Annotated in this window: 8 protein-coding genes; 2 read left to right on the top strand and 6 right to left on the bottom strand. The window is 66.3% G+C overall.

The features are described 5' to 3' along the window. Positions 1-126: 126 nt before the first annotated feature. The 6 genes from ACFFBG_RS14000 to ACFFBG_RS13975 form a co-directional block, all read right to left on the bottom strand. Positions 127-813 (bottom strand): response regulator, encoded by a 687-nt coding sequence (locus ACFFBG_RS14000; RefSeq protein ID WP_375479695.1) that lies wholly within the window; start codon positions 811-813, stop codon positions 127-129. Beyond that, positions 810-2,051: a sensor histidine kinase gene (locus ACFFBG_RS13995; RefSeq protein WP_375479693.1), complete on the bottom strand. Its 1,242-nt coding sequence runs from the start codon at positions 2,049-2,051 to the stop codon at positions 810-812. Before ACFFBG_RS13995 ends, ACFFBG_RS14000 begins: the two co-directional genes overlap by 4 nt. Before the next feature lie 44 nt (positions 2,052-2,095). Then, positions 2,096-4,309, bottom strand: a complete 2,214-nt coding sequence (locus ACFFBG_RS13990) for an MMPL family transporter (protein WP_375479690.1) — start codon at positions 4,307-4,309, stop codon at positions 2,096-2,098. A gap of 978 nt (positions 4,310-5,287) precedes the next feature. Beyond that, positions 5,288-6,052 carry a hypothetical protein gene (locus ACFFBG_RS13985; RefSeq protein ID WP_375479688.1) on the bottom strand — a complete coding sequence of 255 codons (765 nt, stop codon included), beginning with the start codon at positions 6,050-6,052 and terminating at the stop codon, positions 5,288-5,290. Continuing rightward, positions 6,049-7,026 carry a MarR family transcriptional regulator gene (locus tag ACFFBG_RS13980; RefSeq protein ID WP_375479686.1) on the bottom strand — a complete coding sequence of 326 codons (978 nt, stop codon included), beginning with the start codon at positions 7,024-7,026 and terminating at the stop codon, positions 6,049-6,051. Before ACFFBG_RS13980 ends, ACFFBG_RS13985 begins: the two co-directional genes overlap by 4 nt. Positions 7,027-7,080: 54 nt before the next feature. Then, entirely contained in the window at positions 7,081-7,569 is a 489-nt protein-coding gene (locus ACFFBG_RS13975) for a DUF6933 domain-containing protein (RefSeq protein WP_375479684.1), read from the bottom strand. A 105-nt stretch (positions 7,570-7,674) separates the two neighbouring features. Here ACFFBG_RS13975 and ACFFBG_RS13970 point away from each other — a divergent pair, with 105 nt between their 5' ends. Both ACFFBG_RS13970 and ACFFBG_RS13965 read left to right on the top strand, forming a co-directional pair. Continuing rightward, positions 7,675-10,431: a DEAD/DEAH box helicase family protein gene (locus tag ACFFBG_RS13970; RefSeq protein ID WP_375479682.1), complete on the top strand. Its 2,757-nt coding sequence runs from the start codon at positions 7,675-7,677 to the stop codon at positions 10,429-10,431. Continuing rightward, complete coding sequence (locus tag ACFFBG_RS13965) at positions 10,428-11,627, top strand: restriction endonuclease subunit S (RefSeq protein ID WP_375479680.1); 1,200 nt, start codon at positions 10,428-10,430, stop codon at positions 11,625-11,627. The genes ACFFBG_RS13970 and ACFFBG_RS13965 overlap by 4 nt, the downstream gene beginning before the upstream one ends. Positions 11,628-11,656 lie beyond the last annotated feature (29 nt).

The following is an 11,656-nucleotide window of genomic DNA, read 5'->3' as shown; positions in this document are numbered from 1 at the left end:
ATCGGGGCAATCAGACTCTCACTCGGCATGGATCGAGCAATCGGGGTCAGGCCAGTCGGCTCGTCGCGGTATTTGCTCGACACCGCGGTCGGTGTGGCCCCCCAGCGGCTGTCACCGCGGCTTGAATCAGAGCACCGGCTCGGGTGGACGTCCGGGAGTGATGAGTCCGGCTTCGTAGGCAGTGATGACCAGTTGGGCGCGGTCTCGGGCGTTCAGCTTGGTCATTGTGCGGTTGACGTGGGTCTTGGCCGTGGCCGGGCTGATGAACAGGCGCACGGCGATGTCGTCGTTGGACAGGCCCGAGGCGACGAGGATGAGGACCTCGCGCTCCCGCGGGGTGAGATCGGTGAGGGCGGCCGGGGTTCGGGTCGGCGCCGGGTTGGGCTGGGCCAGCACACGAGCGATCAAAGTGCGCGTCGCGGCCGGCGAAAGCAGCGCATCTCCGGCGGCGACGCTGCGGATGGCGTCGAGCACGACGTGGGCTTCCACGCCTTTGCCGAGGTAGCCGCTCGCGCCGGCCCGTAGCGCATCGACGATGAGTTCGTCAGTCTCAAACGTCGTGAGCATGATGATCTTTACGTTGCGCAGGTCGTCGGCCGCGGTGATGTCCAGGGTCGCTTGTATGCCGTCGACCTCGGGCATTCGAATATCCATCAACACGATGTCGGCTCGTTCGCTGCGCGCCAGGGCCAGCGCGTCCCGCCCGTTCGCCGCCTCGCCGACCACCTCCAGGTCGGCTGCGGAGTCGACGAGTAAGCGGAAGGTGGCACGGAGCAAGGCTTGGTCGTCGACGAGTAGAACCCGAATCGTCACGACGTCGCTGCCACATCGGAACGGCTCTCGCCCGGGTCGCTCGCCTGATCTTCGATGTTCGAACCGGTCGAGTGACTCCCGATGGACACCGGCAAGGTAGCCGCCACCCGGTAGCCACCTTGCTGCGTCGGGCCGAACACGGCGCTGCCACCGGCAGCGGTGGCCCGCTCCCGGATTCCGATCAGGCCGTGCCCGGTCCCTTTGTTGCGCGATCCAACTAGGTGACCGGTGGTTTCGGTATTGATCACCTCGACGTCCACCGAGTCGGTGGTCCAGCGGATCTCCAGACGAATGTCGCTTCCTGGGGCATGCCTGGTGGCGTTGGTGAGCGCCTCCTGCACAATGCGGTATAGCCCGAGGTCAGCCGAGCCGCTCAGTGGGCGCGCCTGACCGACAACCGACACCGTCAGACGAACCCCGGCCGCAGTGACCCCGTCGACGAGCCGGTCCAGCTGCGCGACGGTGGGTAACGGTGCGCGAGGATCGCTGGTGAGAGGGTCGCCTTCGGCGCGCAGTAGCCCGAGAGTCGCGCGCAACTCCTCAAGCGCGGCCAGGCTGTTCGCAGCGATCCCCGAGAGGGCGGCTTTGGCCGCCACCGGATCGGTGTCGAGCAGGTACTGCGCGACACCAGCTTGAGCATTGACCAGCGTGATGTGATGGGCCAAAACGTCATGCAGCTCGTGTGCGATCCGAACCCGCTCAGCCGTGACCTGCCGGTCCGCCTCGATCTGCCGACTATGTTCCGCCGCCTTGGCCCGGGCCTCGGCCGCGGCGATCCGCTCGCGGCGTTCCTGGATCAGCCGCCCCAGGGCCGTCGCGACCAATACCCAATTCAGATACAACAAGTTCAATCCGACGTGGGAGTAGCTGAGCAACCCCGCCGTCAGCAGCACGATCGCCGTCACCGTTGCCGCTGTCCAGGCCGCCCGGGCCGGGTAGCGCGTGCCCACCGTGTAGAGGGCGAGCATGGTCACCGCGGGAAATATGGACGCGGGGTGGTGGGCGTGCCCGGCCACCACGACGTGCACCGTGTCCGCGATCGCCGCCACCACGAGTACGGGCAGCGGCCATCGGGTCCGGAGCAAGGCCGGCGACCAAGCAACCAGAACGAGCAGAACCACCCATCCGCTCGACACACCCCAGGTATGACCAGTGATCCCAGTTGCCAGCATGATCGCCAAGGCGGCCGCCGCGAATAACGGGTCGGGTTGACTGCGGTAGCGATGTAGTCCGATCACCGTTGCAGTCTCCCTCCCGAAAGCTAGATCAGGCTTGCGGTAGATCAGGCTTGTGTGACCACGAGGCGGTCTGGGTCCAGTTCGGGGGATGCGAGTTCAGCGGCGCCTTCTACCGATACGTGTGGCAGCGCTCGGTCCAGCCAGGATGGGATAGCCCAGTTCCGACGGCCGGTGAGGTGCATGAGGGCTGGGACCACTGTCATCCGAAGCAGCAGCGAGTCGGCCAGGACGCCCAGGGCTAGACCTACGCCGAACTCGGAGATGGTCCGTACGCCTGACAGGCCGAATGAGGTGAACACGCAGGCCATGATCGCGGCGGCCGTGACGACCACGCCACCGGTGTCGGACACTCCCGCAGTGACGGCGCGGCGATTGTTACCGGTGTGGGTCCATTCCTCGTGCATCCGGCTGACCAGGAAGACGTGGTAGTCCATCGACAGTCCGAACATGACGCCGACGATGAGGATGGTGACGATGTACTCGACGGGTGCCGCGCCCCCGACACCGAAGATCGGCGGTCCCCACCCCCACTGGAACAGGGCAACGGTCGAGCCGAGGGCGACCGCGATGGTGAGCAGGTTGCCCAATGCCCCGATCAACGGGACGAGCACGCTGCGAAATGCCAGGGTGAGCAGCAAGAAACCCAACGCGGCAATGATGATCAGGAACAGCGGCAGCTTGCTGGTTAAGGCGGCGGCGAAGTCGATGCTGGTCGCGGTAGTGCCACCGACGTGCACGCGCAGGCTCGTTCCGGCTTCGGCCTTCTTGATCACGTCAGCTCGCAGCGAATGCACCAGGTCGCTGGTCGTCTTGTCCTGTGCTGCGGTGGCGGGCACGATCTGGAGCGAAGACAGTATGTCTCCGGACACCGACGTGGGCGCGCCGACCGAGGCGACACCCTTCAAGCCCGGCAGTTGGGTGATCAGCGTGGACCAGGCCGCCCGCGCCGGGGCATCCGGGGTTTGCGCGACCAGCAGCAGTGACGCGTCGAACCCCTTGCCGAATGACGTCGACATGGTGTCGTAGTAGCTGCGTGTGCTCGTGCCGTGTGGGTCGCTGCTGGCATCGGCCGCTCCCAATCGGATCACCAGGGCAGGCGCCGCCAACGTCACTAGCATTGCGATTGCCAGTGTGCCGGTCAGCAGCGGCCTGCGCTCGACCACTCGGGCCCACCGGGCCCAGCCACGAATCGACGTCTCCGGCGTCACAGCTGCCTCGGTCTTCCCGACGAGCGCAGCCTCGCTCGGGTGCCGATCGGACCGCTGCAGCACTCGGCGACCGATTTTCGCCAGCAGCGCCGGGAGAAGGGTGACCGCGGCGAGAATCGTCAGAGAAACCGTCAGGGCCGCGGAGACGCCCATTCCGGTCAGGAAGCCGACGTTGAGGATCAGCAAGCCGAGCAGGGCAACGATGACGGTGGCGCCGGCGAACAACACCGCCCGGCCGGAGGTGTTCATCGCTGTCGTGATAGCTGTCTCAAGGTCTGCGCCTGCCCGCAGCAGCTTCCGGTGCCGGTTGACGATGAACAGGGCGTAGTCGATCCCGACCCCCAACCCGATCAGCGCCCCCAATTCAGGCGCGACGCTGGGCAGGGTCATGGCGTGGGACAGCAGCAGGACGGCGAAGATGGATACTCCGACCCCGGCGACGCCGGTGATGATCGGCAGCAACGCCGCCCACACCGAGCGGAACACCAACAGCAGGATGATCAGGGCGGCGACGATGCCGATGGCTTCGGTGATGCCGCCGAGAGAAACATGGGTGAACGCCGTCCCGCCGACCTGGACGGTCAGCTGGTCGGTTCCGGCCGCCGTCGCCAGTTTCTTCGCCGCGTCCGAGTGGTCGGTGGTACTGAACACGACGGTGGCGTAGGCGGTGTGGGTGTCGCTGCTGATTTGCTTCGTCCCTTGAGGGGTGAAGGGGCTGATCACCGCCTGCACGCCTTCGACCTTCGCCACATTGGCGAGCATCGGCGTGATTGTCGCACCCGTCGTAGCTGACACCGCCGACCCGCTCTCGGTGTGCCAGACGATTTTGCCCGTCTTCACCTTCGCCGCGTCACTGCCACCCTGCGCGAGCAAGTTGTAGGCGGTACTCGAATCACTAGCTGGCAACCGGCTGGAATCACTGAACGCCGCCCCGGCCAGACCGACCGCACCGGCCAGTGCGATCAGCAGCGTGACCCACCCAAGGACGACCAGATTCTTGCGGCGTACGCACCACCGAGCGAGTCCAACCATGACGAGAACACCTTCCAAAGATCCGATGAATCGGTGCTCTCAACACTCGCCGAAACGGAAGCACCGCGCGTCCACCGGGCGCGGTCATTTCGGCCTACCACCAACGCGGTACACACCCGACCTGAGATGGGTTCAACAACGAGGCCACTGGCATTCGCCGCCCAGAGGTGGTCTGCCTCTCGACCCCCGGCTATACCCCCCGGATGCACCGACGCGAATTGCGGTCGCGCCTTGTTGATCTTGAGTTGAACTGCGCGCTGTTCGGGCGTGTGGGTGCTGCCGGTCTGCCCGGCTTCCACTGATCGTCGGTGTGGCCGTGGGGCCGGTGGCAGGCGGTGGCTGCGGGGGGAGGCACGAAGGCCTTGGCGAACAGACTGAACCGTCCCCGCTCCGGTGACTGGCTCGAAGTCCCGGGGGAGTGGACTTGTGGCGGCGCCGAGGAACTACCCGAACGAGCTGCGCACGCGGGCAATGCGGCTGGTGCGGAAGGCTCGTGAGCAGGACCTGGATCCGTCGTTGAACTGGGCCGTGGTCGAATCGGCCAGCGCCGGTGTCAACCCGCCGGTGTCAACCCGGACACTTGCGTGGCCGGTGCACGCAGGCAGCGATCGATCGTGGTGAGCGGGCTGGGGCGACGACGACGTCGCGGCGCGGATCAAGAGCTGGAACGGGAGAATCAGGAGCTCAAGCGGGCGAATGAGATCTGCGCGGCCGAGGCCATGGCCTCAGCGACCAGTCCATACAAACGCTGAGGTCGTCGTGTCGACGCCTGGTGCCCCCGGCAGGATTCGAACCTGCGCCACCGCCTCCGGAGAGCCATTTTCACGTTTTCGAAGATCGTTGGAAAGTGCTTGTAGCCCCCGGATTTGCTGGCCTAGGTGCGTTTGACATCGTTGATCAACATCGGCTGTTTTTAGTCCTGGTGTGTACCCGATGTGTACCCGCGAAGATCAATTACTCCAAGATCACTGTTCGAATCGTGGTCGTCGGCCTGCGTCAAGCGCGCAAGACGGAAAGCGTCAGTGCCCGGACCTCGGCCTGTTCGGCGCGGTCGGACGACGCTGCGCGGACACCGCCGCCGGCCGGTCGGCCGAAGTCCGTGCGTAAGACGGTTGCGGCGTCGCCTTGAACGCCGGACTCGCGCCACTCCACGGGTTTCGGAATCCGTTGGCGGTGCGCACGCAGCAGACGCCAGACATCGACGGCATCCTTCGCCGCCAGCCGGCTCGACCAGCTGAGCGCCTTCAAACACAGCGCCGAGTTGATCTCGGGAATCACGACCGGAAACGTCACGACGGTGTCGTCGAGCGTCGTCACGGTGAGGTCGAGCTGCTCACCTGGGCGCGCCAACGCCAATGACAGCCCGGGGATCTCGTCGAGCACCATGTCGCCGTGCTGCTGGTTCGGGATCAGCCGCCGGCCGTACGCCGGAGCGAGCACATCGATGACGAGACGCAGGCCGCCGTCGGTCGTCCTCATGAACCGGTTGGAGGCAGCTGGCCTCGCGTAGCCGAGCGCCTCGAGTCCGGGGACCAGCGCAGGGTCGCGGGCCGACATTGCCGCGATCCCCATATCGGCGTCCTGCGTGACCCTGACGACCGGCTCCGGTACGTCGGCGAGCGCGACGTGCAGGCGGACCATCTGCCCACCGACAAGTCGGTAGTCGATGCCTACGTCGTCAGCCACAGCCGCGAGATCTCGCATCGCCAGGAAGCCGGCCTCTTCGGTCTGGGACGAGGCGCGGAGGCGAAGGGCGGTCACAGCACTGCGTCCGACTCGATCATCCACGTACGCCAGGCATCCAGGGCCTCGTCGGCGTCCGGGCCCGGGCTGCGCGACAGGTCGTAGAGGACTTGGAACGCGTTGGCTCTCGCGATGTCGCCGTGACCGCGCATCTCCAAAAGAACCGGAGCCTTCGAGATCGGCCATATGCCGGGGTCGTCCGGCAAGACGAGGGTCATGGTCGACGCCGAGGCATCGCTCGGCGTTAGTCCGATGACAGAAAGGTCGGTGCCGCGCTGCGCGTACAGGGTGGCTTGGCGGGGAGTTCGCCACGCCGCCACGAGGTCGGCAGCGACGTCGCCGGATAGGACCGGGTTCGCGCGTTCCGTGTCCAGCGCCCGGTAGGCGCGGTACGCCTGCTCGTTGATCGGATCGACGCCGAACCAGTGAGTCTCGAGGCCGCCCGGTCCCGGGTAGTGCGCAAGCCACCAGGACAGCGCACCGGCGCGATCGGTCACCTGCCAACCGTGCTCGCCGCGCGCCACCAGATTGAGGTTGACGAGCCGGTTGAGCGCCTTCGAGACAGCGGCCTGACCGACATGGGCGAACTCGGCGATCTCGTCCTGTCGGGCTCCTTGATCGAGGGCGAACAGCGCGCGCACGACGGAGAACACAGTGCGACCCGGCCGGCCCCGGGGGCGCCTGGGCGTTTGCGTCGCGTCGGCCGAGTTCAAGCGCAGTGTTCGCTGCGCAAACCGAAGCTGGCCGGCGCCGTCGTCGGTCACCACGGACCAGCCGGCCGCCCAGGCGCGTTCGAGCGCTGCGCTGGTGATGCTGCGGGGGACCAGAAGGGCGTGGCGCTCGGGCGCAGGCTTGATGTCATGGGTCCGAGCCACTCGTGGGATGGTCAGGACGAAGAAGACCGCCGAGTCGTCGTCGTGAGTCAGTCGTACATGCTCGCTGTCGATGGGCAGCACCGCGATGCCGTTCTCCTCCAGCGTCGCGACCCACATGAGGCCAGTGTATTCCAAATATCGAGGTTGAGCCCCAATTTGGAATACGGCGGCTTACCCGAGTTCCTGGCGCTCGCGCACCAGGTCGAGCGGCGTCGCGTAGCGGCCGTCGCGGTTGTGCAGCATCCGCCGCTGCTCGCAGTTGAGCTCTGCGATGTCGCACCGACCCAGCCCGCCGGCGTCGGCGATCGCACACTCGGCGAACCACGCCATCTCGTTCATGAAGCCGAGCATCTGCCGGCTCGCGGTCTTCGCCACCACGACCGGCGGCGCGAGTTCGCCGAGCACGTCAGCGGGCAGGTTCTCGGCGTTCAGCTCTCGCCGCACCACGTTCGCCAGCCACCGGTCGAGCGGAGTCAGGTCCGCCTTGCGCGCGTCCGCGACGAACACCGGGAACAGGGTGCCGATGTGCGCAAGCAGCAGGCACTTGCGGCGGTCGAACCAGAGCAGGTTCAGGTACCAGTCGTCGGGGGAGTGCTCCGGCTCGACCAGCTGCCGAGCGCCGAGGAGACTCCGCGCCTTGGCGGTGCGGCGCACGATCATGGCGCTGAATGTAGCCATGCGCCGGAACCCACGAGACCGCATCAGGCGCACGCGCGCGCTCGGCGCAGCGCGCCAACCCCCCGCCGCAGCATTAACCTCGTGATCGTGAGTGCCGAGGACAGCGCAGGCCGGGTAGCGGCCGAAGCGCGCGCCCGCGTGCTCATCGACCGGCAGCTGACCGAGGCTGGCTGGTCGGTGCAGGACAAGAAGGCGATGAACCTCTTCGCCGCGCAGGGCGTCGCCGTCCGCGAAGTCACGCTCAAGCCCGGTCACGGCCGCGCCGACTACCTGCTCTACGTCGACCAGCGCGTCGTCGGGGTGATCGAGGCCAAGCCCGAGGGAACCCCGCTGTCCGGCGTCGAGTGGCAGTCGAGCAAATACGCAGAAGGGCTGCCGGCCGAGGTGAAGCTCGCCGCGCTCACGACGGACGGTCGGCTGCCGTTCGTCTTCGAGGCCAGCGGCACCGAGACCCACTTCACCAACGGCTACGACCCCGAACCACGGGCGCGGCGGATCTTCAACGTCCCCAAGCCATCCACTCTCGCGAACATCCTCAAGCGCAAGGACGAGAGGTATCCGACGTGGCGCGGCAAGGTGCGCGAGCTGCCGACGCTCGACGAGCAGCCGCTGCGACCGGCGCAAATCACGGCGATCGATGGCGTCGAGACCAGCCTGCGCGGGCAGCGCTTCGACCGCAGCCTGGTGCAGATGGCCACTGGCGCCGGCAAGACCTACACCGCCGTCACCCTGTCGTATCGGCTGCTGAAGTTCGGCGGGTTCAATCGCATCCTGTTCCTGGTCGACCGGAACAACCTTGCCAAGCAGACGACGGCCGAGTTCGAGAACTACCAGACTCCGGACGACGGCCGGAAGTTCACCGAGCTCTACAACGTCAACCGGCTCAAGCGCGGGCCGATGCCCGATGCGACCAGTGTTGCGATCTCGACGATCCAGCGGGTCTTCAAGGCGCTGCGTAACGAGGAGCCGGGAGAGACCGACGATCCAGCCCTCGACGGATGGGTGCCCGACCAACCCGTGACAGTCGCCTACCAGCCGAACATCCCGCCGGAGACGTTCGACCTGATCGTGGTGGACGAGGCGCACCGCTCGATCTACGGCCAGTGGCGCGGCGTGCTCGAGTACTTCGACGCCCACGTGGTCGGTCTGACCGCCACGCCCGGCAAGCAGACGTTCGGGTTCTTCAAGCAGAACCTCGTCAGCGAGTACACCTACCCGCAGTCGGTGGCCGACAACGTCAACGTCGACTTCGACATCTATCGCATCAAGACGCAGATCAGCGAGCAGGGCTCCACCATCGACGCCGGCACTGTCGTTCCCAAGGTCGACCGCCGCACCCGCGCACAGCGTTACGAGGCGCTGGACGAGGACCTCGACTACACCGCCAGACAGCTCGACCGCGCCGTCACCGCCACCGACCAGATCCGCACTGTGCTGGAGACGTTTCGCGACCGGTTGTTCACAGAGATCTTCCCTGGCCGTTCGGTCGTGCCCAAGACGTTGATCTTCGCCAAAGACGACGCTCATGCCGAGGAGATCGTCACCCAGGCGCGCGAGGTGTTCGGCAAGGGCAACGACTTCGCAGCGAAGATCACCTACAACGCTCGCAACGCCGATCAGCAACTCGCGGCGTTCCGCACGAGCGCCGCGCTGCGCATCGCCGTCACTGTGGACATGATCGCCACCGGCACCGACGTGAAGCCGCTGGAGTGCGTGTTCTTCCTGCGCGACGTCCGCTCGCCGCAGTACTTCGAGCAGATGAAGGGCCGCGGCGCGCGCACGATCCCGAGCGCGGACTTCCAGGCGGTCACGCCAGACGCGAAGCAAAAGTCGCGCTTCGTGCTGGTCGACGCGGTCGGCGTGACCGAGCACGAGTTCGTCGAGCCGCCGTTGAATCGTGAGAAGTCGATCAGCCTGGCGAAGCTGCTGGAGAAGGCCGCCCACCTCACCATCACCGAGGACGAGACCGCGACGCTCGCCTCTCGTCTGGCCGCCCTCGAAGCGCAGATCACGGCGGACGAGCGAGCCGAACTGGACGCTGTGGCCGGCGGGTCGCTGCGCGCGGTCGTCCGGCACCTGGTGGACGCGGTCGATCCCGATGTTCAGGCGAAGGCCCTCGCGGGCGCCGCGGATCCCGACGAGGCGCGCCAGCAGCTCATCGTCGACGCGGTGCGGCCGATTGCCGCCAACCCCGACCTGCGCTCGCGCATCCTCGAACTTCGTCGCGCCCACGATCGAGTCGTCGACGAGGTCTCGGCCGACGTGTTGCTCGACGCGCACGGAGTGGTTGACACCGGCAAGGCGAAGTCCGTCGTCGAGTCGTGGCGGGCGTACCTGGACGAGCACCGCTCGGAGATCACCGCGATCCAGCTCCTCGCCGAAGCTCGTGAACGGCGGGTCTCGTTCGGCGACATCAAGGAGCTCGCCGACCGCATTGCCCGGCCGCCGTACAACTGGACGCCCGACATCATCTGGAACGCCTACGGTGCCTTGGAGGTGCGGTCAATCGGTCATGCTCCGCGCCGCACGCTGACCGATCTGGTCTCGCTGATCCGCTACACGCTCGGCGAGGACGACAGGCTCGTTCCGTACGCCGACCGCGTTGCCGAGAGGTACGCCGCGTGGCTGGCCCAGCAGGAACAAGCAGGTGTGACGTTCTCCGACGCCGAGCGCTGGTGGCTCGACCGCATGGTGCAGGTCGTCGCGTCGTCCGCCGGCATCAGCGCCGCCGACCTCGATCAACCACCGTTCATCGAGAACGGCGGCACCGACGGAGCCCTCCGCGACCTCGGCCCGCGTGCCGCCGACCTCATCGACCAACTCAATGCGGATCTCACCGCATGACCTGGCGAGATTTGCGTCTGGCGCAGGTGGCTGAAGTTGGGCCGCGCGACCCGTCTCTGTCCGACGATGCGCCATTTGTTCCTATGGCTTCAGTCGAAGTCGGACGGCGATACCCAGTGTCTTACGAACGCCGAGGCTCCCGGGGCGGCATTCGGGCGCGCGGCAACGACGTGCTGTTCGCGCGTATAACGCCGTGTCTTGAGAACGGGAAGCTTGCACAGCTGCCGGCGGATGCTGAGCCGACTGGCGGGAGTACCGAGTTCATCGTTGTCCGTGCCGGCCCGGAACTCGACCCTGGTTTTCTCTACTACTGGTGTGCTAGCCCCGCTGTTCGTGATCGCGCAGAATCGCTTATGACCGGCACAACTGGGAGGATGCGCTTCGCGGGTGTAGAGCTTGCCGACTTTCGTATATGGCTCCCGCCGATGGAGGAGCAGCGGCGGATCGTGGACCTCCTTGAAGACCACCTCTCCCGCCTCGAAGCCGCGGAACAGTCGATCCGGAGATCGCTCCGCCGCCTTTCTTCGCTCCGCGACGCCGTCTTGTCGGAGGCAGTGGAACTAGCATCCGCCTCGCCCGGTGCCCATGTGAGAGCCATCGGTGATCTCGCCAGGGTGAGTAGCGGGCTCACCCCACTCAAGGGGAACAAGGCCTTCTACGACGGTGGCACCATCCCATGGATTACCAGCGGTGACCTGCACCAAGGCGTAATCACCGAAGCGAAGCATTTCGTTACCCAGGCGGCGCTCGATGAGACAACGCTCAAGTTGGTCCCGGCGGGCGCAATCCTGATTGCGATGTACGGCGAAGGCAAGACACGCGGTACCGCAGCAGAGCTCGGAATCGACGCAGCAACGAATCAGGCTTGTGCCGCGGTGGTGCTCCACGACCCCGATCTACGGCAGTGGGTCCGGCTGGTCTTGGATGCGAACTACAGCAAGCTACGGCGCCTCGCGGCCGGAGGGGTGCAACCGAACCTCAACCAGTCGATGGTCAAGGCGATTGAGATACCGATTCCCGTCCCCGGCGTGCGCGTCGAACTCCTGGCTCACCGCACAGAGTTCGACGACGCGCGCTTGCGTCTCCAGTCGGAACTTGAAATAGCCCGGCTCCATGGAGCGCGGCTAGGTCAATCACTTCTCGCTGCTGCGTTCTCGGGGCGGCTGACCGGCGAGCGCGAGGTCGCTGTTGCCTGACGGTGTGGGGCGCGAATTCCGGCGCGTGT

Origin of the sequence: uncultured Jatrophihabitans sp. (assembly GCF_964251945.1) — a bacterium.
Taxonomy (GTDB): domain Bacteria; phylum Actinomycetota; class Actinomycetes; order Mycobacteriales; family Jatrophihabitantaceae; genus Jatrophihabitans.
Note: the sequence above shows the minus strand (reverse complement) of the source record. Positions and strands in the feature narration are given on the sequence as shown.